General features: G+C 69.6%; 23 protein-coding genes and 4 pseudogenes. 16 read left to right on the top strand and 11 right to left on the bottom strand.

Features of this window, described 5'->3' with window-relative positions; all coding sequences use genetic code 11:
* The coding region (locus QMZ92_RS34065; protein WP_283301554.1) for a hypothetical protein at nucleotides 1–364 on the bottom strand (364 nt) is incomplete at its 3' end.
* A 348-nt stretch (nucleotides 365–712) separates the two neighbouring features.
* Between QMZ92_RS34065 and QMZ92_RS34060 the strand changes: the two genes are divergently transcribed.
* Nucleotides 713–853 carry a hypothetical protein gene (locus tag QMZ92_RS34060; protein ID WP_283301558.1) on the top strand — a complete coding sequence of 47 codons (141 nt, stop codon included), beginning with the start codon at nucleotides 713–715 and terminating at the stop codon, nucleotides 851–853.
* An 86-nt stretch (nucleotides 854–939) separates the two neighbouring features.
* Here the strand turns inward: QMZ92_RS34060 and QMZ92_RS34055 are convergent, their stop codons facing one another.
* From QMZ92_RS34055 to QMZ92_RS34035, 5 genes and pseudogenes are all read right to left on the bottom strand, one after another.
* Nucleotides 940–1,362 carry a hypothetical protein gene (locus QMZ92_RS34055; RefSeq protein WP_283301551.1) on the bottom strand — a complete coding sequence of 141 codons (423 nt, stop codon included), beginning with the start codon at nucleotides 1,360–1,362 and terminating at the stop codon, nucleotides 940–942.
* Nucleotides 1,359–2,032: pseudogene (locus tag QMZ92_RS34050) on the bottom strand (transposase). Before QMZ92_RS34050 ends, QMZ92_RS34055 begins: the two are co-directional and overlap by 4 nt.
* Nucleotides 2,033–2,259: 227 nt before the next feature.
* Entirely contained in the window at nucleotides 2,260–3,177 is a 918-nt protein-coding gene (locus QMZ92_RS34045; protein ID WP_283301549.1) for a haloalkane dehalogenase, read from the bottom strand.
* Nucleotides 3,178–3,570: 393 nt separating this feature from the next.
* The gene (locus QMZ92_RS34040) at nucleotides 3,571–4,716 is read right to left on the bottom strand and encodes a site-2 protease family protein (protein WP_283301547.1); all 1,146 of its coding nucleotides are present in this window, start codon (nucleotides 4,714–4,716) and stop codon (nucleotides 3,571–3,573) included.
* Nucleotides 4,717–4,821: 105 nt separating this feature from the next.
* The gene (locus QMZ92_RS34035; protein WP_283301545.1) at nucleotides 4,822–5,136 is read right to left on the bottom strand and encodes a hypothetical protein; all 315 of its coding nucleotides are present in this window, start codon (nucleotides 5,134–5,136) and stop codon (nucleotides 4,822–4,824) included.
* A 207-nt stretch (nucleotides 5,137–5,343) separates the two neighbouring features.
* Here QMZ92_RS34035 and QMZ92_RS34030 point away from each other — a divergent pair, with 207 nt between their 5' ends.
* From QMZ92_RS34030 to QMZ92_RS33975, 12 genes are all read left to right on the top strand, one after another.
* Nucleotides 5,344–5,895, top strand: coding sequence for a retropepsin-like aspartic protease (locus QMZ92_RS34030; protein WP_283301543.1), 552 nt, complete (start codon nucleotides 5,344–5,346; stop codon nucleotides 5,893–5,895).
* A gap of 58 nt (nucleotides 5,896–5,953) precedes the next feature.
* Complete coding sequence (locus QMZ92_RS34025) at nucleotides 5,954–6,925, top strand: TerC family protein (protein ID WP_283301542.1); 972 nt, start codon at nucleotides 5,954–5,956, stop codon at nucleotides 6,923–6,925.
* Nucleotides 6,926–7,532: 607 nt separating this feature from the next.
* Entirely contained in the window at nucleotides 7,533–8,885 is a 1,353-nt protein-coding gene (locus QMZ92_RS34020; protein WP_283301540.1) for a DUF2254 domain-containing protein, read from the top strand.
* A gap of 686 nt (nucleotides 8,886–9,571) precedes the next feature.
* On the top strand, nucleotides 9,572–9,979 hold the full coding sequence (locus QMZ92_RS34015) for a PRC-barrel domain-containing protein (RefSeq protein WP_283301539.1): 408 nt from the start codon (nucleotides 9,572–9,574) through the stop codon (nucleotides 9,977–9,979).
* Between the two features lie 563 nt (nucleotides 9,980–10,542).
* Complete coding sequence (locus QMZ92_RS34010) at nucleotides 10,543–10,893, top strand: NADH-quinone oxidoreductase subunit A (RefSeq protein ID WP_283301537.1); 351 nt, start codon at nucleotides 10,543–10,545, stop codon at nucleotides 10,891–10,893.
* A complete protein-coding gene (locus QMZ92_RS34005; RefSeq protein ID WP_283301535.1) occupies nucleotides 10,884–12,158 on the top strand; it encodes a hypothetical protein in 1,275 nt (424 codons plus the stop codon). The genes QMZ92_RS34010 and QMZ92_RS34005 overlap by 10 nt, the downstream gene beginning before the upstream one ends.
* A complete protein-coding gene (locus tag QMZ92_RS34000; RefSeq protein WP_283301533.1) occupies nucleotides 12,158–13,102 on the top strand; it encodes an NADH-quinone oxidoreductase subunit H in 945 nt (314 codons plus the stop codon). Before QMZ92_RS34005 ends, QMZ92_RS34000 begins: the two co-directional genes overlap by 1 nt.
* A 13-nt stretch (nucleotides 13,103–13,115) precedes the next feature.
* Nucleotides 13,116–13,679, top strand: a complete 564-nt coding sequence (locus tag QMZ92_RS33995) for an NADH-quinone oxidoreductase subunit J (RefSeq protein ID WP_283301531.1) — start codon at nucleotides 13,116–13,118, stop codon at nucleotides 13,677–13,679.
* A complete protein-coding gene (nuoK, locus tag QMZ92_RS33990; RefSeq protein ID WP_283301529.1) occupies nucleotides 13,676–13,981 on the top strand; it encodes an NADH-quinone oxidoreductase subunit NuoK in 306 nt (101 codons plus the stop codon). Before QMZ92_RS33995 ends, nuoK begins: the two co-directional genes overlap by 4 nt.
* Nucleotides 13,982–13,988: 7 nt before the next feature.
* Nucleotides 13,989–15,926, top strand: coding sequence for an NADH-quinone oxidoreductase subunit 5 family protein (locus QMZ92_RS33985; RefSeq protein ID WP_283301528.1), 1,938 nt, complete (start codon nucleotides 13,989–13,991; stop codon nucleotides 15,924–15,926).
* Nucleotides 15,927–15,931: 5 nt separating this feature from the next.
* Nucleotides 15,932–17,440 (top strand): complex I subunit 4 family protein, encoded by a 1,509-nt coding sequence (locus QMZ92_RS33980; RefSeq protein ID WP_283301527.1) that lies wholly within the window; start codon nucleotides 15,932–15,934, stop codon nucleotides 17,438–17,440.
* Entirely contained in the window at nucleotides 17,437–18,852 is a 1,416-nt protein-coding gene (locus QMZ92_RS33975) for an NADH-quinone oxidoreductase subunit N (protein WP_283301525.1), read from the top strand. The genes QMZ92_RS33980 and QMZ92_RS33975 overlap by 4 nt, the downstream gene beginning before the upstream one ends.
* A 475-nt stretch (nucleotides 18,853–19,327) precedes the next feature.
* On the opposite strand, the gene QMZ92_RS33970 is transcribed toward QMZ92_RS33975, so the two are convergent.
* Entirely contained in the window at nucleotides 19,328–19,774 is a 447-nt protein-coding gene (locus QMZ92_RS33970) for a hypothetical protein (protein ID WP_283301523.1), read from the bottom strand.
* 10 nt (nucleotides 19,775–19,784) lie between these two features.
* On the opposite strand from QMZ92_RS33970, the gene QMZ92_RS33965 reads away from it, so the two are divergent.
* Nucleotides 19,785–20,183 (top strand): hypothetical protein, encoded by a 399-nt coding sequence (locus tag QMZ92_RS33965; protein ID WP_283301522.1) that lies wholly within the window; start codon nucleotides 19,785–19,787, stop codon nucleotides 20,181–20,183.
* Nucleotides 20,184–20,246: 63 nt separating this feature from the next.
* On the opposite strand, the gene QMZ92_RS33960 is transcribed toward QMZ92_RS33965, so the two are convergent.
* From QMZ92_RS33960 to QMZ92_RS33945, 4 genes and pseudogenes are all read right to left on the bottom strand, one after another.
* Complete coding sequence (locus QMZ92_RS33960) at nucleotides 20,247–20,582, bottom strand: transposase domain-containing protein (RefSeq protein WP_283301520.1); 336 nt, start codon at nucleotides 20,580–20,582, stop codon at nucleotides 20,247–20,249.
* Between the two features lie 147 nt (nucleotides 20,583–20,729).
* Nucleotides 20,730–21,128, bottom strand: a complete 399-nt coding sequence (locus tag QMZ92_RS33955; RefSeq protein WP_283301517.1) for a hypothetical protein — start codon at nucleotides 21,126–21,128, stop codon at nucleotides 20,730–20,732.
* Nucleotides 21,129–21,193: 65 nt separating this feature from the next.
* Nucleotides 21,194–22,458, bottom strand: a pseudogene (locus tag QMZ92_RS33950) (IS701 family transposase).
* 88 nt (nucleotides 22,459–22,546) lie between these two features.
* Nucleotides 22,547–23,086, bottom strand: coding sequence for a GNAT family N-acetyltransferase (locus tag QMZ92_RS33945; protein WP_283301515.1), 540 nt, complete (start codon nucleotides 23,084–23,086; stop codon nucleotides 22,547–22,549).
* Between the two features lie 152 nt (nucleotides 23,087–23,238).
* Between QMZ92_RS33945 and QMZ92_RS33940 the strand changes: the two are divergent.
* Together QMZ92_RS33940 and QMZ92_RS33935 are read left to right on the top strand one after the other, a co-directional pair.
* Nucleotides 23,239–24,108, top strand: a pseudogene (locus QMZ92_RS33940) (winged helix-turn-helix domain-containing protein); the annotation flags it as partial.
* A 3-nt stretch (nucleotides 24,109–24,111) separates the two neighbouring features.
* Nucleotides 24,112–24,350: pseudogene (locus tag QMZ92_RS33935) on the top strand (transposase); the annotation flags it as partial.
* Nucleotides 24,351–24,473: the final 123 nt, after the last annotated feature.

The following is a 24,473-nucleotide window of genomic DNA, read 5'->3' as shown; positions in this document are numbered from 1 at the left end:
GGCCGTCGGAGCCCCAGCTGTAGGTCCAGTTGTTGGGGTAGGCGATCAGCCGCCCGTCCGGGCCCTGGGTCGTCCGCCAGCTGCCATCGTAGGGGAATGCCACTGCACGGCCGTCGGAGCCCCAGCTGTAGGTCCAGTTGCTGGGGTAGGCGATCAGCCGCCCGTCGCTGCCTCTGTTCGTCCGGATTGACGGGACGCCGCCGGAGAGTGTGACGAGGAGGCTGTCGGGGTCGGCCGTGTCGGCGTCGGCGGCTCGCGCTTGGGATGCTGGGGCCGAGAACGCCAGCATCATCAGAACGGCAAGTAGCCACGGTATGAGCCGATGCCCGGATGAGCCGGTTCGGGCATTCCTGGAAGTGAGCACAGATCTTCCTTCCTCTGGCGTGCCGCGCATCCACGCTGCACGGCACGGACCTGATTGCTGGCGACACAGCTGTGGTTCCGCTGTCCGGTTCGGCCAGCGGCTTGGTGGCGTGACAGTGGACGGAGGCACGCCGACATCCTTGCGCTTGAACCTTGAGTGGCATGGCAGCTCCTGGCCAAAGCCGCAACGGGAGCCCTGACAGGCCAACCTGCTGCTGGAGCACGGCGACCACCGGGAGTACCATCACATGGCAAGTTTGTCATGCTCGGGGCGACACAACTAGGAGCGTGTCCCAGTAACCGGCAACCCGGTTGCGGTTCGTGATCATTCATGCGGGATGATCGGGGTATGCGTGGTGGGGATGGGCTGTTCGAGGTCGAGCCGGTCGGGAAGAAGCGGCCGCAGGGGCGTCCGTCGTCCGTGGACAAGACGTTCCGGGCCTTCGATCCGCATCAGGTCCTGCTGCTCCCGCCGTCGCTGGATGACTGACTGCCTGAGAGTGCGGTTCGCGCCGTGATGCCTGTTTCGCGATGAGGTCTGGGTGAGGTGCCCTGCTCGGTGGGGTGGGCTGGTGCTCAAGGGCGGGGCTGTGTGAACAGGCCGGTCTCGGGTTCGGTGAGGATGCCGCGGGCGACCAGGCGTTCCAGCTTGGACCGGATGCCCTCGGTGTTCTTCGGCAGGATCGGCAGGTCGAGGGCCTCGCAGATGTCGCGGGCCCGCATCGGATGGCCGGTGTCGGCGAGGGTCGTGAGAATCTGCTGGTAGGCGGGGTGTTCCGGCACCTCGGCGCGGAGTGGGTCGTCGACCGGTGCCGGTGCGGGGAGGCTGAGGAGGGTCTTGCGGGTGATCTGCAGATGCTCGCTCTCGGTTTCGAACTCGCGTAGGCGTGTGGTGAGTTCGGCGATCTGGTCCCGGAGCCGGCCAGCCTGCCCGGCGACCTCGCTCTCCCGGGCCTCGACGTGGGCCAGTACGGCCTTGAACTGGGGGATCTCGCTCACGCGTTCCTCCAGGAGGGAAGGGTGGTGCCGGTGAGGCGGCGGGCCATGACCGACGTCATCGCCCAGAACACCCGCGAGCGGGAGGAGGCGAGCCGGTGTTCGTAGTCACGCACGAGACGGCGGTAGAACATCAGGATCCCGTTCGTCTGCTCCACGATCCACCGCTTGGCCTGCGGGACGAAGCCTTTGCCGGCCGGGTTGCGCTCGACGATCTCGACGTCGATGCCCAGGGTCTTGCCGTGGTCGACGACGCTCTTCTTGAAGCCCTGGTCGACCAGGGCTTTGCGCACGGTGTCGGTCTGCGCGGCCACGCCGTCCAGGAGGGCGATGCCGGCGGTGTTGTCGTGCGCGGACGCCGGCAGGGCGACGGCCTCGACGACGAGGCCCAGCACGTCCACGGCCAGGCATCTCTTCCTGCCCGGCACCTTCTTCGAGGCGTCCTTGCCCGTCGTACCGGCCGGGACACCGACAGCCGCGTGGATACTCTGGGTGTCCAGGACCACCAGGCTCGGGTCGGCTAATCGCTTCCGGCTCTCGCGCAGATNATCGCGTATCTACCCTGGTGACCGGTGGCCGAGGGGTGCTCGGCCTTCCAGGCACTGATCACGGGCTCGACCAACTGCCACTGTTCGTCGGTGAGATCACTCGGGTACGGCTTGCGGTCACTCATCCGGCCACCCAAGCGAACCCCGAACGCCTGACCGGCAGACATGCTCCAACGTCACCCCATCGAGCGACACCAAACCCGGCATCACGGCGCGAACCGCACTCTCACTGCAGCTCGGTGAAGCAGACGCCCGCGCTGCTCGCCACGGACTGGGAATGACCCTGCATACGGCTGGGGCGCGCACCGCTACGGCAACACCCCGGCCGTCGTCCTCGCTCCGGGCTGCACGATCACGTGTCGGCGATGAAACGGTTCACGATTTCCGCTAGCTCGGCCCCCCGGTCCTCCTGGAGGAAGTGCCCGCCTCCCTCGACCGTCGTGTGGTCCTGGCCCTGACAGCCGGGGACGAGCTTGAGGAAGACTCGATCAGCGCCGCGAGTGATCGGGTCGTGGTCGCTGAACGCGCACAGGACCGGCTTGTCGAACTCCTGAAGGGCCCGCCACGCGCGGCGATTGGACTCCGAGGCCGGATCATCGGGGGACACCGGCACCAGCACGGGGAACTGGCGCACTCCTTCCTTGAACGTCTCGTCGGGAAACGGAGCGTTGTAGGCAGCGACGACCTCGGAAGGGAGATCGGTCCGGCACCCGCCGTCCACGATCTCCCCCACCCTCAATTCCGGGGTGTTCTGGCTGAAGTCACGCCATGCGAGGAACGCCTCTCCCGGATCGCGGTCTCCGGTCGGCAGGAAGGTGTTGGCCACGACGAGACGGCTGAAGCGGTCGGGGTGCTCCGCCACCAGGCGCAGGCCGATGAGCCCGCCCCAGTCCTGACACACCAGAGTGATTCCGCGCAGGTCAAGACGGTCGAGCACGGTCTCGCGCACCCAGTCCACATGACGCTGGTAGGTGTACTCCGAGCGCGGTGTCGGCTTGTCCGACCTGCCGAAGCCAACCAGGTCGGGCGCGATGCACCGGTGTCCCGCCCCGGCGAGGACAGGGATCATGTGCCGGTACAGGTACGACCACGACGGCTCGCCGTGCAGCAGCAGTACGGTCTCGCCGGATGCACCGGTTCCTTCGTCCACGTAGTGGACCCGCAGCGTGTCACCGCTGCCGTCGCCAGCCGCCACTTCGGTGTAGGAGGGTACGAAGGGGTAGTCCGGCAGGTCGCTGAATCGATCGTCAGGTGTCCGCAGGATTCGCATGACGCAACTCTATCCTTGCGCCTTCACGAGGCGGGCTGACCGGTCGGACGGACAACCAGAGCACCATCTCATGGACAACGGACAAGCGAAGGTAGCGATGAGTTGAGTGACTTTCACCATGTCGTTCCGCTTCGCTGCCCCGCCCAGGGCCTTGTTGATCCGCTTCCGTTCAGGATGGTGGGGGCATAGCACCAGCGCGCGGCGTCGGGCTGTTGCAGGCGGTTGCTGTCCGACAGCGAGCCGTGCAGGCTCCGTGGGCGTGTCGCCTCACGACGTGCGGTGGCCGGGGAGCCGTACCACCAGGGCGTCGGGCATCCGCCCCCTGGGGCGTACGTCTTCTGCGATGCAGCCGCGAGTGGGCGCCGGCGTTCGTGCGTGAGGTGCGAGGCTTGGTCACAGGGTCCTGCGCGGCCAGAGGGACGAGGCGTTCGGCCTGGAGGTGACACGGCTGATGTCGGATGTCGTGACGATGCCGACCAGCCGTCCGCCTTCCAGCACGAGAGCACGGTGGGCGGGACTTGCCTGCAGGTCGGGGACGAGCCGCGCCAGCGGGTCACCGGGGTGGGGCGTCGGTATCTCCTCGAGTGGCATCGAGACGCGTGCGACAGAGGTGGACGGACGTTCCTCCACTGGGACCGCGTCGGCGCGTTTGAGCGTGATCAGGCCGATCGCGGTATCCCCGTCGTCGACGACGGGGAAGGCCGAGTGGCGGAAGCGGTGGTGAGGGTCGTTGAGGAAGTCGCTGATGGTGGCGGCCCCCGGGACGGTCTCCGGACAGGGCGTCATCGCCTCGCTCACCGCGATTCCGCCCAGCTGTTCGCGCAGTCTCGCCTGGCTGCCTTCCATGGTGGCCATGACGACGACGAACCAGCCGATGACGACGAGCCAGATGCCGCTGAACGCAGCCCCGGCGACGACGAGGTACAAGCCGATACCGACCAGCGCCCACCCGAGGCATTGTCCCGCGGCCGTGGCCACCGCAGTGGCACGCAGCCGGCTTCCGGTCTTCCACCACACGAGGGCTCGCAGCAGCCGTCCGCCGTCGAGGGGCGCGGCGGGCAGGGTGTTGAAGAGTGCCAGCAGGATGTTGATCCCCGCCAGCCAGGCCAGTGCCTCCACCACGAGCCCTGCCCCGAGGAGTTCGGCGACCAGCCCGGCCGTGAGGGCGAACGCGGCGCCGAGGGCAAGGCTGACCAGAGGCCCCACGCCGGCGATGCGGAATTCGGCACCTGGGCCGGCTGCCTCGCTCCTGAGCCGGGCGAGTCCTCCGAGTAGCCAGAGGGTGATGTCATCGACGCGGACGCCGTTGCGGCGAGCCACCAACGCATGGCTGATCTCATGAGCCAGAAGTGACAGCAGGAAGACCACCGAGGTCACAGCGGAGGCGAACCAGTACTGCCACGTCGGGCGACCCGGACCGGCCTCCGGGAATCCGCCTTCCGCCAGCCCGAACAGGATCAGAGCGAAGATGAAGAGAACGCTCCAGTGCGCGCGCACCCGAATACCGTGCACCCGCCCCAGTGAGAGTGTCGCTCGCACGGCAGCCACCTTTCCGACCCGGTCATGGGCACCGGCTCCGCACTGCGAAAGAGAGCGGGGCGCGCCCCTGCCCCTTTCCGGGTTCTCGGCGTTGCGCGGCCCCGATCAGTGGCCGAGGAGCCTGCGGTGCCGGTGTGCCGGCTGTGGCCGCGGCGCCTCCGGTTCCGTCGGAGCGGCGGAGTTGAGAGCCCTCTGTACGCGCCTGCGCTGCTTGAGCCCGGCAGCTGCCGTAGCCAGCCCCAGACAGAAGATGAGTGTCAGCGCCACTCCGGACAGGAACAGCCCCGACGGGCCCAGCGTCGCGATCTGGTTGCCGAAGATCTCCACCGCGTATTGCGAGCCGCCCTGGAAGTTCTCCGTGACCGCTATGGCCGCGAACCCGCCGGTGGCCAGCGCCAGCAGGATTCCCAGTACGATCACCGCTCTCACCTCCTCATTCGGACTTCTTCGGCGGCTACCCGGCGAATCCCGGCCGAAACGTAACTATGATCATGAATTGAATTTTTCATCTTCAATATCTGATATGTGGAGGTAGAGCCCGAGCCCCAGCGTGGGGTCGGCCCGCTCGCGAGCACAGAGGACCGCCGAGCCCCGTTTACGCGGCCGTAGCGCGGGGACTCCGAACGCATGGACATGTGGGAGACCGCAGCGTCCGGGCCCACGCCCCTGCGCAGGCTGAGATTCGTCGTGGCGCTTCTGGCGCCGCTGTTGCTCATCGGTTGCCTGGTGTATGAGGACCGGGGAGACCGCGGTGCGGCACAGCGCTCGCCGGGAGTGACGCGCGAGGTACCGCTCAGGGTCGCAAAGGAGGGCGGCCGGACGCTCGCGTTCGTCCCGGTGAGTATCGAAGGCACGGGTCCGTTCCTGTTCGCTCTCGACACCGGCGCCTCCATAAGCGTCGTCGACGACGACGTGGCGGACCGGGCCGGTCTTGAGCGCACCGGCGAACGACGTGTGGTGAGCGGGATCCTCGACGCGGGACAGGTACCGGTCGCCCGGGTGGAACGTTGGGAACTCGGAAGCATCGTCCTCGACCCGGCGGAGGTCGCGGTCATCGACCTGGGGACGCCGAGAGGAGGCGACGGCATTCAGGGGCTGCTCGGTTCGGATGTGCTCAGCGGCTTCGGTTCGATCACCGTCGACTACGACGAAGGCATGCTCGAGATCCCCGCCCCGTGACGAAGGGCTTCCGGCCGGAGGAGGGCCTACGGTCGCTCGCGTCTGAGAGGTTGAGCTCGTGCACGAAGCTCCGCTGTGGCTCTGGATCGTGTTCGCCGTCACCGTTGCGGTGGCCTTGGCGGTCGATCTGCTGATGAACCGGAAGACACACGTCATCGGTGTACGGGAGGCCGCCCTATGGAGCTCGATCTGGGTGGGTCTGGCGATCGTGTTCGGCGTGGTCGTCTACCTCGTGGTGGGCACCACTGCCGGCGTGGAGTACACGACCGCCTGGTTGCTGGAGAAGAGTCTGTCGGTCGACAACCTCTTCGTCTTCGCCCTGATCTTCGGCTATTTCCAGGTGCCCCGGGAGTACCAGCACCGGGTGCTGTTCCTCGGTGTTCTGGGGGCCCTGGTGTTCCGCGGCTTGTTCCTCGCCGCCGGAATTGCGGTCGTCAGCCGCTTCGCCGCCGTGATGTTCGTCTTCGCCGCCTTCCTGCTCTACAGCTCGTACAAGATTCTCACCACGGGGGAGGGCAGCGTAGACCCCGGAAAGAGCATCGCCGTGCGCCTCCTGCGGAAGTTCCTGCCCGTACGGGACGACTACGCCGGGAAACGGTTCTTCCTCAGGGAGAACGGCAGACTCGTCGCCACCCCACTGCTCGCCGTCGTCGCGGCGGTCGAAGGCGCCGATCTGGTCTTCGCCATCGACAGCGTGCCCGCCGTGCTGGGGGTCAGCAGCGATGTCTTCATCGTCTACACCAGCAACGCCTTCGCCATCCTCGGCCTGCGCGCGCTGTACTTCCTGCTCGCCGACCTGCTGAACCGCTTCCACTACCTCAGCAAGGGCCTGGCGCTGATCCTGGCCTTCATCGCCGTCAAACTGGCCCTTCAAGCCGCCCACGAAACCATCGGCCTCAGCATTCCCGAGGTGCACGCGCTCGTCAGCCTCGCAGTGATCGCCGCCGTGCTGATCACATCCGTGGTGTTCAGCGTGCTGCGCGCCGCACCGTCAGGCGGCTCCGGCACGCAGCGCCACGACGGGCCATGACCGCATCGCACATCACCACCGCGGCCCTGCCGTCGGCCCGGACGGGACGAGGACGTGTCCTCGTTCCCGCCTCGGTGAGGGTGAGAGCATCGGCTGCGGCTCCTGGGCGGCGGTCTCGTGCCGGTGACCGCGGTCAGGCTGTCGGTCTCCCCCCGTTCGCCTCACAGACTCCAGGGGCGCTGCACGACCCGGTCGGCGCCAGTGCGGACGCCCAGGTCGGGACGCACGACCTGAGGCCCCTGCCCCCGGTCAGGTGGTCAGCACCGACGTGTCCGATGGTGTGTCAGGAGCCAGGGAGCCAGGGAGCCAGGGAGCCAGGGAGCCAGGGAGCGTTCGAGGGAGCGACGGGGCACATCCATCCCGTCCTCGGGCCGGGGACGGTTACACCCGGCCGCACGGTCCGCGGTGGGAACTACCGAGCCCATGAGGCCGGCACACGCGCGCACGATGGTCAGGGGAGTGCCTTCGAACCGGCGCTGCACGAGTTGTGTCACGTGTTGTGGTCTGTAACCTGATCTTGTGCTGATGCCGAAGCGCTCCCTCTGGCTCCTCGCACCGGGAGTCTCCGTGGCCGCGGCCGACATGTCGGCCCGTACCCCCCGCGCCCATGCGTGAGAGGCTCCGGGCCCAGCTGTGGCCCCTGCCGACGCTGGGTGTCGCTCTCGCCATCGTCGCGGGTGTGGGACTGCCCCTGCTGGATGGGCGGATGCAGCACGACATGCCGTCCTGGCTGCGGGCCTACCTGTTCGGGGGCAGCCCCGATGCCGCTCGCTCGGTGCTGGCGGCGATCGCCGGCTCGATGGTCACGGTCACGGCGCTGACCTTCTCGCTCACCGTGGTGACACTGCAATTGGCCAGCAGCCAGTTCTCGCCGCGTCTGCTGCGTACCTTCACCGCCGACCGGTACGTCCAGGCGACCCTGGCACTCTTCCTCGCGACCTTCACCTTCGCCCTGACCGTGCTGCGCACCGTCCGCACCGGAGCCGACGGGAAGACCGGCTTCGTCCCGCAGACGTCGGTCACCGTGGCCTTCGTTCTCACCCTGGCGAGCGTGCTGACCCTGGTGCTGTTCCTGTCGCACCTGGCACGCGAGATCCGGATCGAGACGATGATGAACAGTGTCCTCTCCGCCGCCGACCGCACCATTCACCAGCTCCTCCCGGAGAAGCCCGACCTCACCGGTGAGGCGTCCGAGAGGGGAGACTCGGCTGCCGTTCCACCGGAACCGCCCACGGATGCGCTCACCCTGGCCGCCGGAGCCTCCGGCTTCCTCACCTCCGTGGACGAGGAGGCTCTGCTGAAAGCCGCCGTCGAAGCCGACGCCCTTGTGCACATCGACCGCCAACCCGGAAGCTCGCTGATCGCCGGCACACCCGTCGGAGCCGCCTGGCCGCGCGCCGGAGAACCGTTCACCCCCGGTACCCGGGCGCGTCTGGCCGAAGAAGTCTCACAAGCGGTGCGAACCGGTGCCGAACGCACCGACCTCCAGGACGTCGCCTTCGGACTCCGCCAGCTCACCGACATCGCCGCCAAAGCGCTTTCCCCGGGGAGCAACGATCCGACCACCGCCGTGCACGCCCTGTCCCACTCCTCCGCCCTGCTGTGCGAGCTGGCGCGCCGCGATCTCGGCCCTCGGCTCCTGCGCGACGAGCACCAGCAGGTCAGGGTCGTGCTGCGCCGTCCGGACCTGCAGGACCTGCTGGACCTGGCTGTGGACCAGCCTCTCCGCTACGGCGCCGCCGAGCCCGCCGTCCTGGCGCGCATCGCGATGCTCCTGCGCGAACTCGCCTGGTGCACCGCCCCCGCCCGCCACCCGCCGGTCGCGGCCGCACTCGCCCGGTTGCGTTCCACCATCGACGCCCAGGACCTCCACGCCTCCGAGCGCCTCCGGCTCACCGTCCAGGCCGAACACGTGGACGAGGCCCTGGCCGGACGATGGGCACATGCCCTCAGGCACTGACCGCACTGGCGGGTCTCGCGCGGAGGCGAGCGCCGGGTGCTGCAGGAGCGCAGCGGGGTACCCGCGAAGAGAAAGCCGGAGGCGAGCCGGTGACTGACCGGTTGTGACACCGGCGACCTGCCCCCGACGCCGGCCGAACTCACCTCCCCACCTTCGGACGGTGCCCGTCCGGCGCGCGCGAAGCGCCGGCCTGTGGCGAGGCGTCATCACAAGGGAGGTCGTCATGGGCGGGGGAAGCGGTCCCGTGTCGCCCTCGTCACCCTCTCGGATCCGCCCGTGCCACCGGACGCCCGGGGAGTTCGGAACAGTCTGATCAGCATCACCGTGCCTCTCGTGTCCCTCTGGCTCTTCGCCGGCGACCGGGCCATCGGCTACCCGTTCACCGAGCCCTCATCGGCCCGTGCCGATCCGCATCCCTGACGCGGGTTCTCGCGGACATCACGTACAGGCTCCGTGAGCACGAACGTGCAGGTGGATTCTGATGGAGTGGTGGATCTGGCTGATCGTCGCCGTCGCCGTCGCCGTCCTGGCCGTGGCCGCCTCGTCAGCGGGGGCGCTGCAGGTCCGACGGCGCATGGGCGGCGTCATCGCCGGCGGGAGGCCGCAAGCCGGAAGGAGGGTGGGGGACATGAGCATGTACCTGCGCGCACGAGAGATCAGCAAGAAGCCCGGGGTCACTCTCGGGGGTGAGGGACGTCGCCGACGTCAAGGACATCGTCTTCGACCCGGTCAAAGGCGGCATCAGCTGCTTCACGCTCAAGGACCGGGGGCTTTCCGCCGGCCCGCTGAAGCGTGCGCTCCTGTGGAAGAAGGTTCACGCACTCGGCCCGGACGCGGTGATGATCCGGGACGAGGCGGTGCTCGAGGACGACGAGGAAGCCGTGCGGCAGCAGTTGGACGCTCCGGGCTGGGGGAACGTCCTCGGCGCGCGCATGCTGACCGAGGAAGGGACCAGTCTCGGCACGGTCACCGACGTCGTCCTCGAGACCGGCAGGACTCCCAAGGTCATCGGCTATGAGGTCGACTCGGCTGCGGAGGCGGGACGGAGGGTGTTCCTGCCGGTGATCGGGCCGAAGTCCGTTTCGGGGAAATGATCGTCGTGCCGGACGACTGCGCCGACTTCACGGCCGGCGATCTCGCCGGACCGGCGGCTGCCGCTGAGGGCCGGTACCGCCGTTCCCGAGAGGAGGAATGATGAGGTTCAGCAACGCCCGAGGGCGCAGTGTCGTCGCCGTCTCCACCGCTGGGACCGTCGGAACCATCGCCGCGTGCACGGTCGCGCCCTCGCCGCCGCGTGTCTCGGCCCTTCGCCTGAAGACCCGCGGCCGCAGCGGCCACGTCGCGGCCTGGCGCGATGTCCGGTCCTTCGGCAAGGACACCGTCACGAGGGAGCGCCGGACGAGCGCGGATCCTCGGCGCCACGGCGGTACGTGTGCTGACGGCCCCTTGTGCCGCTGTGCCCCGGGCCGTGCGCCACTCCGCCCGGGCCCTGATCGGCAGCTCACCCGAGGTCTTCACCCTCTGCCGTGGGCCGTGCCTCCGCGACGGGAGCCGATCGGGAGCGCACGATGAACGGCGTGGTCCGTATCCGGAGACATGACCGTGACTCTTTCGGGTACCCGGCAGCAGGCCGAGAGGGAACGGAGGCCCGGGGGAGATGGACGCGTGGCAGTCGGTGCTGGTGCTCGCCGTCGTGGTCGGGGCGGGCCTGGCGGCCCTGTACGGCCTCGGGCTGTGGCTGGCCGTCGACCGTTTCCCGCTGGAGTCCGGCCCGTACTCCGGCGGTCTGAAGCCGGGCGAGCACGCACTGTCCCGTTTCCATGTGCGCTGGTACGCGGTCACCATGATCTTCCTGGCATTCGACATGGAGATGCTCTTCATGTACCCGTGGACGACGGTCGTGTCGGAGGTCGGGACGACGGCCGTCGTCGAGATGTTCCTCTTCCTCGGGATCCTGTTCGCGGGCGTCGCCTACGCCTGGCGCGAGGGGGCGCTGCGGTGGACGTGAGATCTGCGCTGCGGCGCCGGGCGGCCCACCGTCCGAAGACGTTTCCCGTTGCCCTGCCCGGGGCCACGGAGTCGCGGCTTGCCGTCGAGGCCGGGTTGAGGGCGCGCGGCTGGCCGACGGCGGGTGCGCCGGCGGACGCCGACCTTCTGGTCGTCTGCGGCGCACCGGACCCGGGTGACGCGGACTGGATCGACCGTGTCGAGGCCGCAATGCCGCTTCCCGCCGTCCGGGTCGTCGTGCCGGACGTGGCACGGGCCGCCCACGCACTCGACACGGGGATGGCACGGCTCGCCGCGGGGGAGTTCGGCCCCCGCGTGCAGACCACCCGAGCCGCCCCGGGAAGGCAGGGGGACCGCTCCGCCGACCGCAGGCGGCCCGGAGGGTTCCCGCACGACCACCGCGGCGACCGCGAACATGCGGGTCACGGCGGACGCTCCGCGCCAGTGGACCACGAGGGGACCACGGGCCACGACGCGGGCGAGGTGGCGGGGGTGCCGATGGCGCAGCGGGCGGACGACCGGGACGGGCTCAGGCTCGACCGGCTCCATGTGCCGCTGGGGCCCGCGCTGGCCGACTGGCCCGCCGGCCTCGTGCTCCGACTCGCACTGCAGGGGGACGTGGTCCAGGCATCCGAGGTCGCTCACCTGTCCGTACGCCGAGCGGGACTGCCGTACTGGGACGAGCCGTGGCTGCGGGCCGCACGAGGCGATGAGATCGCGCGGGGCAGTGCAGCACGCCGACGGTGTGCCGCACATCTGGACAGTGTGGGCCGACTCCTCGCCGTCGCCGGCTGGGACTCCGTCGCCGCACGGTGCCGACGGTTGCGGGACGCGGCGCTGTCCGGTGCGTCGAGCGGGTCGATCGGTACGGAGCTCGTGGCGACGACCGCCAGGATCGGGCGGTCGCGGGCGCTGCGCTGGGGGATCGCCGGACTGGGCCGGCTGTCGGCGGAGAGGGCGCGAGCGGCGGGGGTGACCGGGCCGGCGCTGACCGCGGACGGCGACGCGCACGACCGGCTGCGGCTCTGGCTGGACGAGATCATGTGCAGCTTCGACGAACTCGACGACATACGGCCGTTGGATCCTGACGGCGCCACGGGGCCGCGCGGGTCACTCGACGGGGTCCGGCCGCCGTCCGCGGCCCTGCTCGACATCGTGCCGGAGTTGGTCGACGGCACCGAGTTCGCCTGCGCGCGGATCATCGTGGCGAGTCTGGACCCCGACCTGGACGAACTGGTGCTCGCGCCGACGAGCGGAACGGACTGATGGCTGATGCCGCGCCCCTGTGGGCCGTCGCGGTCCTTCCCGCCGTCCTGGTCGTGGCGGCCGTGTGCACGGCGGGCTTCGACGCCGTGCTGTCGGCGGCGGCCGAGCGCGGCAGGGCGGCGACCGTCCGCGAGACCGCTGTCCGGGCGGCTGGACCGCTGCGCGAGTGCCTGCGGCTGCTGGTGCAGCAGCCTCGCCGCACGACGGCCGCGGACATGCTTCTCGGCAGGCTCGGCGTTGTGCTGCTCCCGGTGGCGGCGGTACTCGCGGGTGCCGTACTGCCGTGGGGTTCCCGTGCCCTCAGCGATCCCGCGGTGGGCGTTGTGTGGTTCAACGCGATGGAGGTGCTCGCGTGGGCGGCGGTGTGGCTGACCGGCTGGGGGCCGAATTCGGCGTTGTCGCTGATCGGCGGATACCGGTTCCTGGCACAGGGGTTGGCGTACGAGCTGCCGCACATGCTCGCGATCACCACTGCCGCCCTGGGTGCCGAGTCCCTTCGGGTCGGGGACGTGGTCGCGGCCCAGGAAGGGCTGTGGTTCGCGGTGTGGATGCCCGCCGCCTTCGTGGTCTATCTGCTGAGCGCGCTGGCGATGGCCTTCTGGGGGCCGTTCGGGCATCCGCTGGGCCGGGACGCCGCGGGTGGCGCGGCAGTCGAACTGGCGGGCGTGGACCGGATGGTGTTCCTCGGCGGACGCTGGCTGCTGCTCGTGGTGACGGCCGGCTTCAGCGTGCCGCTCTTCCTGGGTGGCGGGTCGGGTCCGCTGCTGCCGGGGTGGGCGTGGACGCTGCTGAAGACCGCGGCCGTCCTGGCGCTGCTGGTGGCCGTGCGCCGGTCGCTGCCCGTGCTGCGGATGGAGCGGTACACGGAGGTGGCGTGGATGGTGCTCGTGCCGCTGACCCTGCTTCAGGCGCTGTTCGTGGCCGCCGTCGTACTCGACCGATGAGGGAGGCGGACCGATGCCGGACGATGTGAGCTTCTGGATCCTGGCACTGCCGGCGGTGCTCGCCGCGATCATGGTGTTTCGGTTCGACTCGATGGCCCGGGCGACCTATGCGCTGCTGACCTCGCTGCTGTGCGTCGGCGGCGAGGTGCTGCTGCTCGGGCTCGACTACCTCGGCGTCGTGATCCTGCTGATGATGGCCATCGAGATGGCCGTCATGGCCGTGTTCATGGTGATGTACATGATGAACCCGGCCGGGTTCATGCCCATGTCGATGGTGCACAACAAGAAAGGCGCCGCCGTCCTGAGTGCGGCGGTGTTCGCCGCACTGGCTTGCGGGGTCCTTCTCACCCCCTGGCCGTCCCGACGCGGGGGACCACCGGCGGATCCCACCAAGGACCTGGGCCTGTCGCTGATGGGCCCGCAGATGCTCACCATGATGACCTTGGGACTCGCCCTGTTCGCCACCATCGTCGCGACCGTCGTCCTGGCCACGCGGCGCGGACGCTACGACCGGTTCGGCGATGATCTCGGGGCGCGGATCCCCGACGATCCGGCCCGGGGAGGGACGGGCCGATGAGCCTGGAGGTGTTCCTGCTGCTCGCCGCCGCGCTGTTCAGCATCGGATTGTTCGGTGCGCTCTCCCAGCAGTCGATCGTGATGCTGATGATGGGCCTTGAGCTGATGCTCGGTGGCGTCATCGTCGCCGCGGCCGCCGTATGGCACTACATCGCGCCGGCGGCCGCGGACGGGCAGGTGCTCGTCGTCCTCGCGGTCACGGTGATGGCCGTGGAGATGGCCGTCGGCTTCGCCGTGGTCACCGCGCTGTTCAGGTCCCGCGAGATCGACACGACGGACACGGCCGCGGAGTTGAAGGAGTGACCGGCCGATGAGTGCCGTCCTGTGGGCACTGATCGTGCTGCCGCCGACGGTCGGGACGCTCCTCACGCTCATCGGTCGCCGCGCGGATCGGTGCGCCCCCGGGGTCGCGGTGGCGGCAGCGGCGGTCACGCTCGGACTCGCCTCCGCCTCCGCCGTCGCGCACCCGCATGCCGAGGCGCAGCTGATGGAGGGGCTCCCGGCGGGACTCGCCGTGGACGGGCTGTCGGGACTGATGGTGGTCACCGTCACGGCAGTCACTCTGGTCGCGCTCCTCTTCAGTGTCGCGGACATCGGGCCGGAAGAGGCGCGGGCCCGGTTCTTCGGGCTGATGCTGCTGTTCAGCGGGGCGATGCTCACCACGGTCACGGCGACCACGCTGCCCGTGCTGCTGATGGCGTGGGAGGTGATGGGAGCCACCTCATGGGCTCTGATCGGCTACTGGTGGCGTGACCCGGAGCGGGGCCGCGCGGCCAACACGGCCTTCCTCACCACCCGCACCGCGGATCTCGGCCTCTATCTCGCCGCCGGAGCCGCCATGGCCGGCGGCCAGGCGCAGGCAGGCTCTATGGCCCTTGACGACCTCCCCGACGCGGCCGCACCGTGGCAGGCGCTCATCACAGCCGGAGTCATCGCCGCCGCCTTCGGCAAGTCGGCCCAACTACCGCTCAGCTTCTGGCTCTCTCGGGCCATGCAGGGCCCGAGCCCCGTATCAGCCCTCCTGCACTCGGCGACCATGGTCGTGGCCGGGGCGTATCTGTTGCTGCGCCTGGAGCCCCTGCTGACGGCCTCCGGCTGGGGCAGTCCCGTCGTGGCCTGGACCGGGGCGGTGACGGCGGTGGCGCTCGGCCTCGTCGCCGTGGCGCAGACCGATCTGAAGCAACTGCTCGCAGCGTCCACCTGCGCCCAGATCGGTTTCATGGTGCTCGCCGCAGGCGTGGGTGCCGTCACCGGCGGGACGCTTCAGCTCATCGCCCACGCGGCCGCCAAGAGTCTTGCCTTCCTGGTGGCGGGCGTCTGGCTCACCTTCCTCGGCACCAGGGCGCTGCCGGCCCTGCGTGGGGCGGCCCGCAGATATTCCACGGCCGGCGTCACCTTCACCGTCGCAGCACTCGCCCTAGCCGGAATGCCGCCCCTGGCTCTCTGGGCGGCCAAGGACGTACTGCTCGCGGGAGCTCTCGAAGACAGTCCCGCGCTGTACGCGACGGGGCTGGCCGGAGCCGTCATCTCGGCGCTCTACAGCACCAAGGCCCTGTGGTTCGTCTGGCAACGCCCCCCTGTCCCGGAAGGCCGGGCGAAAGCATCCACACCGTACGTGACACGGCTGCCCCTGGTCGTGCTGGCCGTGGCCTGCGTAGCGCTGACCGCGGCGGCGTTCCCGCCGGTACGGGACTCGGTGTCCCGCGTGCTGGGCAGCGGCGCCCAGGCCTCCCCGCACGCCTGGGAGTTCGTTCTCTCCGGCGCGCTGGCGGTCGTCGTCTCGGCCCTGGTCTGGGTCCGGGGCCCGCAACTTCTCCTCGTTCCCGGGAGGGGCATGGCGTGGTGGGCGGACTGGCTCGGCCTGGAGCGTGCGGCGCATGCGGTTGTCGTGAGCCCCGTCGAACGCCTCGCCCACACCCTGGCCGTTTTCGACGACCGCGTCCTGGACCGGATGGTCGACGGTATCGGGGGAGGCGTACGGCGAGGCGCCGGCCGCCTGGCCACCTTCGACGACCGCGTTCTGAACCGGGCCGTCGACGGCACCGCACGGTGTGCGGTAGGGCTCGCGGGGTGGACCCGCACCCGGCCGGAACGCCTCGTCGACGCGGTCGTGGAAGGTGTCGCAGGTGGCGCCCGGACGCTCGGCCGGTGGGCGCGCAGACCGCAGACCGGCCGGTTGCACCAGTACCTCGCACAGGCCGTCGCGGCCTTCACCGTTCTCGCCGTCGTACTCGTAATCGTGAGGTGACCGCCGTGCTCACGGCCATCGTTCTGCTCCCGGCCGCCGTGGCGGCACTGCTGATGTGCGTGCCGCGCGGAGCCCCGCACCGACTGTTCCTGACGGCGTGGACGGTGACCACCGCAGCCGAGCTGGTGCTCACCGTGATCCTCTGGGCGGGATACCGGACCGGCGGCGGCCTGCAGTACGAGACGCGGGCGCGGTGGATCCCCAGTGCCGGGATCAGCTACCACGTCGGTGTCGACGGCCTGTCGCTGCCGCTCATCGCCGTCACCGGTGTGCTGTTCCTGGCGTGCTCCGCGTACGCCTGGCGGGAGACCCGGCGCGTCAGGGAGTTCGTCGCGCTGTTCCTCCTCCTCCAGACCACCTGCGTCGGGCTCTTCGCCGCCCTTGACCTGATCCTGTTCTTCCTCTTCTTCGACCTCTCCATCGTGGCGATGTACTTCGTCATCGCCGGATGGGGGCACAAGGGCGCGGCACCGGCGGCGCTGAAGTTCTTCCTCTACACCTTCGTCGGCTCGCTCGCCCTGCTCCTCGGCTTCATCGGCCTGTATCTCGCCGCTGACCCGCACACCTTCGACATCGTGGAGCTGACCCGTGCCGACCCGCTGGCCGGGCGCGCCACCTACGGCGCTCTCGTGCTGCTGGCGGTCGGCGCCGGACTGGCGGTCAAGACACCGACCGTGCCGTTCCACACATGGCTGCCGCCGGCTCACGTCGAGGCCCCGGCTGCCGGGTCGGCCGTCCTCGCCGGGGTCCTGCTGAAGATGGGCACATACGGTTTCCTCCGCATCGCCATGCCCGTGCTCCCCGGCGCCTGGCGCGACTACGCGCTGGTCTTCGTCGTCGTCGGCGTGGTCTCCGTGCTCTACGGGGCACTGGTCGCCTTCGCCCAGACCGACTTCAAGCGGATGATCGCCTACACCTCCGTCAACCACATGGGCTACATCATCCTGGCCATCGGCGCGGCCGGAGCCGTCACCGCGGACCAGGAGGAGGCACGCCGCCTGGCCGTGACCGGGTCCGTCTTCCAGATGGTCAGCCACGGACTGCTCACCGGGGCGCTGTTCCTGCTGTCCGGCGTGCTCTACGAGCGCGGGCGTACCTACGAGATGGCGGCGTACTCCGGTGTCGCCGAGCGGGCGCCGGTCTTCGCCGCGCTGACCGCCGTGGCCGCCTTCGCATCCCTCGGCCTGCCGGGATTCTCCGGATTCATCGCCGAGTTCCAGATCTTCACCGGGAGCCTGGGGCCGCAGCCCGTGGCGACGGGGCTGGCCGTGCTCGGAATCGTCATCACCGCCGGACTGTTCCTGCGCGCCCTGCAACAGATCCTCCTCGGCCCGCTGCGGCTTCCCGCCGTGGGGCCGGGCGCCGACAAGCCCTTCCCCGACATCCGGCCGCACGAGAGTGCCGCGATCGTTCCGCTGCTGGCCCTCGGCGTCGTCCTCGGCCTCGCTCCCCGGTTCGTACTGGACGTCGTCGAACCGGCCTCCCGCACCCTGTTGGAGCTGCTCGCGCGATGACCGGGATGGACGAGAACCCCCTCGATCTGCTGCCCGAAGTGCTGCTCGCCGCCTCCGCCGTGCTCGGCCTGCTGCTCGGGGCGTGGTTGCCGCGCCGCCGCCAGTGGCTCGTCGGCGCGCTCACCGCCGGGGCGTGCGGGGCGGGCGTGCCGGCCGCGGTGTTCGCCTCGGCAGGACCGGCCACCACCGCCTTCGGCGGGTCCTACGCGGTCGACCCGGTCACCGGCACCGCCCGGATCGTCATCCTCGGCGGCACCCTCCTGGTCCTCGCCCTCGCCGTGCCGCGGATGCAAGGGAACCCGCGCGAGACGGAGTTCTACGTTCTGCTCCAACTCGCCGCCGCAGGTGCCCTGATGCTTGCCGGAGCCCAGGACCTGCTCCTTCTCGCCGCCGGCTACCTGCTCGCCAGCGTCCCGGCCTATGCGCTCGCCGGGTTCCGCAAGGACGGCCCCGGCACCGAGGCGGCCCTGAAGTACTACGTCGTCGGCGCACTCCTCGGCGTCCTGATGCTCACCGGCGTCACGCTCCTCCTCGCCGCCGGGCGGACCACGTCGTATCCCCTCCTGCGCACGGGACTTGCCGAGGCACCGACCGGTCTGGCGGCCGTCGGGGCACTCGCCCTGCTCGCGGGCGTCCTCTTCAAGGCCGGAGGCGTCCCCGGGCATTTCTGGGTGCCGGACGCCGTCCAGGGCAGTTCCGCGGCCGTGGCCGCGTTCCTCACCACGATCCCCAAGATCGGTGCCCTGACTGCCTTCTACAGGCTGGCCGCCGTGCCACTGGCGAGCACGGACATTCCCTGGGCCGACCTGGTGGCCGTGCTCGCGGTCGCCTCCATGACCCTGGGCAATCTGGCGGCCTTCTTCCAGCAGGACGTCAAACGGCTGCTCGCGTACTCGACCATCAGCCAGGTCGGCTACCTGCTCATGGCGGTCGCCGTGACGGGGCGGACGAACCTCGACCAGCAGGCGCTGCTCTACTACCTGGCCGCGTACGCCGTGACCAACCTCGGGGCCTTCGCCGTCGTCTGTGCACTCCCCGGAGCCCGGACCATCGAGGACTACCGGGGGCTGGCACGCCAGTGCCCCGCCCTGGTCGCGTCTCTCGTCGTCTGCCTGCTGGGCCTGGTCGGTACGCCGCCGACCGCGGTCTTCCTCGGCAAGCTGGAGGTGTTCAGCGCGGCGTTCGACGGCGGTCAGGCCTGGCTGGTGGTGGTCGCCGCGGTCAACACGGTCGCCTCCCTCTTCTACTATCTGCGCTGGATCGCCCCGGCGGTCATGGGCCCGTCGGCACCGCGGCGAGAGGTGTCCGGGACGGCGGCCGCGACCGCTTACGGGGCGGCCGCCGCCTCCGTCGTCCTCGGCCTGGCCGGCGGCACGGTCCTCGGTGTGCTGAACGGCCCTCTCGCCGCTTGAGCTCGCCGCGGACGGCGGTCGGGGGCCACGTGGCAGGCACTTTGCGTTCGACCGTGTACAGCTGTGGTTCCTCGGCGAACCGTAAGAGACCCCCACCGTCATTGGTCAAGCAACGGAAACCCCTCTGTGGCCCCACTGATCACGGGCGCCTCAACGGCTTCCGCCGGCCCCGCATCCGGCGCGCGTCATCGGTACGCCGGGAGCAGGGAGATCCGTACGCGCGCTCCGATGCCGCTGTGGACGGGCGCGATCGGGGAGGTCCTGAATGAGGCACCACGTTTCCCGAGGACAGCTCCGCGGACGAAGTCCGCCCGTGACCGCTCGTGGCCGGCAGCCCTGTTCGGGCAGGCGTGGCAGGCCGTTTCGACTACGGGCCTTGACCCAAGGCCGGGTGGTTGGCGCTGGTGGCCGGGGCGCAAGGCAGCGGCCGTTGGCGGTGCGGGTGCCGCGTAGCGGCCTTTACGGATCCTCTTGATCAGCCCCGGGCGAGTTGCCGGAAAGTGGCGACGAGGGTGACGTCGCCGAGGAGCTCGGCGATCTCTCGGGCCCGCCACTGCCGCTCGGGCTCCTCCCGCAGCACGGCGAGGACGCGCGCCGTGCGGCTGGTCTTGCCGGCACCGACATACTGGGGGACGACCGTGGCCGCCGGCAGTTCGGGGCGAGGGGGCGGGGGCTGTAGCAGCGTGATCGTCACGGCAGTCACCGTCTGGCTCGTGTCCGGGCGGCCGTCCAACTTCCGCTCCGCATAACGGGAGATGGGCGATTTCACCCTTCGGGTGCTGACGTGGGGCCGGCGCGCCGGCAGCAGCGCTGCCAAGACCTTGCGTCCAATGGTCCCGGGGCCCTGCTCGAGGACTCCTTCCGCGCGCACCAGCAGGTCGCGGGCTGTGTGGAGGGCGTGGGCGTCCGGCAGCGTGGTCACCAGGCGGTAGGTGACTGCGAAGCCGCTGTCGCCCGCGCAGGTGACGCTGACCTGGGCCTCGATGATGCGTACCGGGGCGCCGCGGGCGGCGGCGCTGGCTGATGCGGCCCACGATGCGGGCGCCGGTGGTGTGCACGGTGGCGAGGAAGTCGTTGCCGTCGAAGCCCCGGTCCCACGGCAGCAGCATGTCGGGGCGGAGGTGCGAAAGCAGCCGGGCGGCGTAGTCGGTCTCGCCTTCCCGGGTGGGCCCGAAGACCGCGGCGATCACCGCCCGGGTTCCGGTCTCGACCAGCGTCATCAAATCGAGTCGGGGATAGCCGCCGTGCGGACATCGGCCCAGCCAGCCCCGGTTGCGTTCGGTGTCGGCGGTCTTGATGGAGCTGCAGCCGTCGAAGGAGACGTGCGGTAGGGGCCGAAACGGGCCCCGGGGGTGGTTGCGCCAGTGCTCCGGCCACCACCTCAAACAGGGCCTTCAGCGGGGCGCAGCCCACCCGGCGTCGACGGTCGCGCAGGCCCTTCGTGCTCGGTGCCGGCCGCCGGGTCCAGCCGTCATTTTGTCCCACACCAGCCGGTATCCGACCTCCGGGAACAGGCACATCGCCAGGAGGAAGTACACCCCGACCCGAGAAGGCGGATCCCGCAGCCGCTGCAGGACTGCACGGGTCTCCTCCAGCACCGCGTCCACCAGTTCGAAAGGCAGGAAGGGCGTCAGTCCGCCCAGGTGCCCGGCGGCGAAACGCCCTGCGGCCAGGGTGATTTCCCGCGAGAGGGTCGCCAGGGCGGGCGGGGAGGCAGAATGGACAGACAACGCGGCTCCATGGGCAGGACGTCTTGGTCGACACCTGCTTCAACGGAGCCGCGTTGATCACGTTCCGCACACCGCGACGGGCCCGCCTCGCCTTGCACCCCGGCCAGGAACCTTAACTACCTGGCCTTGGGTCAAGGCCCCCCAAAGTCAGCCCATGGGGGCTTCTTCCGCGGTAACCGGCTGAAGGTCCACCGGATCCAAGGAGGGCTTGTAGCCGCAGTAGGGGATGTGTTTCCTCGTTTGGACGTAGCGGGCGGTGACGTACCTCACCCGGTCCACATTCAGCCGGTACCAAAGGTCGTTCCCATCGACTTCCTGACCGCGAACTTTGCAGGTGAACCCTGCCACGGCTCCGGCGTCCAGAGTGCTCCACAGGGTCGAGTTCGTCGTGGGTTCCCCCCGAACGTTTACGCCTTCATTGCTGGTGATCACTCCGGCTTTCCATGACGGGGTAGGGAAGCCGTCTCCGTCAGCTGCCGAGGCCACGCCAGCTGACGCGGTCATGATCAAACCAGCGGCAATGCTTACATACTTCACGTTCTTCACGCGACACCCCGATCGCCAACTTGAAGGACAGAACTGCTAGAAATTATCTAGACCTACACACTCGGTCAATAACTTGAATGTCCTCCATATCGGGCATGTCTAGTCTGGTTCGCGGCTTTTCCGCGGTAGTGGCTGGCCTGGGCTCGGGCCTGATGGCGGCGTCGCCAGGCGGACCAGCGGAGCTGGTGGGCCGCATCGTGCACGGGCCGGACGACGAGCGTGGTGAACAGACGCTGGATCTCGTTGCAGGTGAGCGGGATCGGCCCGTCCGGGGTGGGATGACGAGCGTGTTCGTCAGCGCGGACGACGGCGAGGAAGACGTGGGCGAGCATGGCCAGGGTGGCCCAGCGCGACCACGAGGTGAAGCGGCGGAGTTGGTGCTCGTCCAGTCCGGCCAGGCCCTTTCCAGACTGGAAGGTCTCCTCCACTCGCCATCTCGACCCGGCGACCCGCACCAGCCTGGCCAGAGGTACCGGTGCTGGCAACCAGCAGCGTTAGTAGGCGAGTTCATCTGCGGTGCTGTTGCGGCGGATCAGCAACTGATGGCTGCCGAGGCGGGGTTCGGCCCGGTCGATGACGGCCCAGTCGTAGAAGCGGTGGCCCTTGGCGCCGGCTCCTGCCGACAGCTTCTGCCAGGCTCGCTCGGGCACCTTCGCGGCCAGCGCGTCCGCGCGGAACTTCCCGGCATCGGTGGCCGCTTCGTGGGAGCAGGCGACGGCGAGCACGTAGCCGACCTGGCGCTGTTCCAGCGCGGATCGCAGCTTCGGGTTGCCGCCGTAGACCTCGTCGCCTGCGACCCATCCCACGCGGTGTCCGGCGTCAAGGAACCGGCCGATCATGCGGGCGGCCAGTTCTGGCTTGGTCGCGAAGACGGTGTTCTCGCCCGGTCCTGCTGCCCGGCAGCGGTCCGGGTCGCACGTCCACGAGCGCGGGATGTACAGCTCGCGGTCCACTGCCGCGTGTCCGCGGCGGCCGGCATACACGAGGTAGACGGCGACCTGGGCGTTTTCGATCCTCCCGGCGGTGCCGGTGTACTGGCGCCCACGGTGTGCGTGCCCTTCTTCACGTCCCCGGCCTCATCGACGATCAGCACCGCGTCCTCGTCGTCCAGATGTTCCAGCACGTATTCGCGCACGTCATCGCGTACGGCATCGGCATCCCACTTGGCCCGGCCGAGCAGGTGCTGCATGCCGTCCGGACTGGTCTCCCCGGCCCACTCCGCGATCGTCCAGCAGTTCTTGCGCGACAGGTCCGACAGCAGCCCCTGCACCAAGTCCCGCACCCGGCGACGGGGTTCGACCCGCGCGAAGCGGCTCGCTATCCGGGACATCACGGTCTCGAACGCCTCCTGCCGGCGGGCAGGGTCTACGCTGTGCCCGGCGGCCACCGCGTGATCGTTAGTCTTCACTCACCGATGATCAGCGGTGGCTGAGGCCTTCCCGCAGCCGGTCCCCCGGCAAGATCGCGTGCACCAGGTCGCGCTGATACCAGGTGCCTGGCTTACCGCCGAGGTGGGCCGGGTCAGTGGGGCCGACGAGGACGAACCCGGCTTTGGTCAGCACCTTTTGGGACGCGGCATTCTGGCGGACGGTGGCCGCTCGCAGTGTGCGCAACCGGTACTGGGTGGCCGCCAGTTGGCACAGTTCCCGGACGGTTGTGGTCGCCATGCCTCGGCCGGCGACGTGCTGCGCGACCCGGTAGCCGAGTTCCGCAGTGTGGTCTTCGATGTCGATCAGGTTGAACCTGCCGAGTACCGAGCCGTCCTCAGCGACGAGCACGTGGAAGGCACAGATGCCGGCCTCCTGCTCAGCCAACAAGGCGTTGTACCGGTCGGTGAACTGGTCGAAGAAGTCGTTGCCGCGGTCGGGGACCGAGGCAGCGAAGTAGGCGCGGTTCGCCAGCTCGAAGGCCAGGACCGCCGGGGCATGGCCGGCACGCAGCCGCTGCAACTCGGGCATTGCCCGACTCTACCCAGACGGTGCGCCGAGGCCACCTGGTTTCCTCCAACTGCAGACAGCCCCGAGCAAGACACATACTGGCTTCGGCTCGTCAGGGTGATCTTTCCTGAAATCTGTGCTGGGCCTGGCGCGGTGGCTGTCTCCACTGGGGTGTGAGGTATGCGGATGGGGGCGGGCTGACTCCTGCGGGACGTCAGCGCCGGGAGACGGTTCGAATGCAGGCGGCCGAGCTGTTCGAGCAGATGATCAAGCCGCCGGAGGTGGCACGGCGGCTGCGGGTGAGTCTGAAGTCGGCCTACGAGTGGCACCGGTCGTGGCGGGAGGGTGGTGTGCAGTCGCCGGCCTCCCGTGGCCCGAGTGGATCGCGGTGCCGGCTGTCCCCGCGCTGTCTGAAGAAGCTGGGCGGATACCTCGAGGAGGGACCTGCCGCGCACGGCTGGGTGGAGGACCAGGTGTGGACGGCGGCCAGGGTGGCCACGCTGATCGGGAGGAAGTTCCACGTCTTCTACAGCGTCTCCGGGGCAACCCGGCTGATGCACCGGCTCGGCTTCAGCCCGCAGATCCCCGCGCGGCGGGTCGCCGAGCGCGACGAGCAGGCGGTGACCGCGTGGAAGGAGGCGACCTGGGCCGAGGCAAAAGAGCGCGGACGGCCTGCGGCGGCTGCATCTGCTTCGAGGGTGAAGGCGGGTTCACCCGCCGGCCGCCCAAAGGCCGCACCTGGGGCCGACGCGGCCACACTCCGGTCGTGACCGTCAGCGGCCGCCGCTCGGGTCGCCTGTCGGTGGCACGGACTGATCGCGATGCGACCGGGCTCCCGGACCCGGCTGTGCCACCGCCTGCGCACCCACCCCGCGGGCAAGCGCACGCGCCGCAGCATGGGCGAGCGCGACCTCATCGCGCTGATCGACGGCGTCCACCATCTCGTCAAGGCGCCGATCGTGCTGGTGTGGGACCGGCTCAACACCCACGTCTCCCACGCCATGCGTGAGGGGCTGACTGTGTTCCTGCTGCCCGCCTACTCGCACCTGCAGGTGACCGGTGAGGGCGGGCTGCTGCAACAGCCGCCCCAACGGCTGCTGGAGTCCGCCCTCGATGGCGAGATCACCGACCACCTCGGCTATGACAAGCATGATCCGGCAGGCAAGAACGGGGGCAACTCCCGCAACGGCAAACGCGGCAAGACCGTGCTCACCGATGTCGGGCCGGTGGAGATATATCCGTACCCCGTGACCGGGATGGCATCTTCGAGCCGAAGATCGTCAAGATCGACAAACCAGCCGTCATCCACGGCGCCCGTCCCACTCACAGCGGCCTCCCCGACCTTCATGCCACTAGATGAATGAGTCCGATGTTTTCAGTGGTCGTAGGCGATCAGTGATCGTTTGGT

This window comes from Streptomyces sp. HNM0645 (assembly GCF_030056615.1).
Taxonomy (GTDB): domain Bacteria; phylum Actinomycetota; class Actinomycetes; order Streptomycetales; family Streptomycetaceae; genus Streptomyces; species Streptomyces marianii.
This window is presented reverse-complemented; position numbering and strand designations above follow the sequence as displayed.

Bases quoted from the DNA above. Each gene is read 5' to 3' on its own strand.
- nuoK (WP_283301529.1), top strand. From the start codon at position 13,676: ATGAGCCTGGAGGTGTTCCTGCTGCTCGCCGCCGCGCTGTTCAGCATC.
- QMZ92_RS33985 (WP_283301528.1), top strand. From the start codon at position 13,989: ATGAGTGCCGTCCTGTGGGCACTGATCGTGCTGCCGCCGACGGTCGGG.
- QMZ92_RS34000 (WP_283301533.1), top strand. From the start codon at position 12,158: ATGGCTGATGCCGCGCCCCTGTGGGCCGTCGCGGTCCTTCCCGCCGTC.
- QMZ92_RS34010 (WP_283301537.1), top strand. From the start codon at position 10,543: ATGGACGCGTGGCAGTCGGTGCTGGTGCTCGCCGTCGTGGTCGGGGCG.
- QMZ92_RS34060 (WP_283301558.1), top strand. From the start codon at position 713: ATGCGTGGTGGGGATGGGCTGTTCGAGGTCGAGCCGGTCGGGAAGAAG.
- QMZ92_RS34020 (WP_283301540.1), top strand. From the start codon at position 7,533: ATGCGTGAGAGGCTCCGGGCCCAGCTGTGGCCCCTGCCGACGCTGGGT.
- QMZ92_RS33975 (WP_283301525.1), top strand. From the start codon at position 17,437: ATGACCGGGATGGACGAGAACCCCCTCGATCTGCTGCCCGAAGTGCTG.
- QMZ92_RS34030 (WP_283301543.1), top strand. From the start codon at position 5,344: ATGGACATGTGGGAGACCGCAGCGTCCGGGCCCACGCCCCTGCGCAGG.
- QMZ92_RS33995 (WP_283301531.1), top strand. From the start codon at position 13,116: ATGCCGGACGATGTGAGCTTCTGGATCCTGGCACTGCCGGCGGTGCTC.
- QMZ92_RS34045 (WP_283301549.1), bottom strand. From the start codon at position 3,177: ATGCGAATCCTGCGGACACCTGACGATCGATTCAGCGACCTGCCGGAC.
- QMZ92_RS33945 (WP_283301515.1), bottom strand. From the start codon at position 23,086: ATGCCCGAGTTGCAGCGGCTGCGTGCCGGCCATGCCCCGGCGGTCCTG.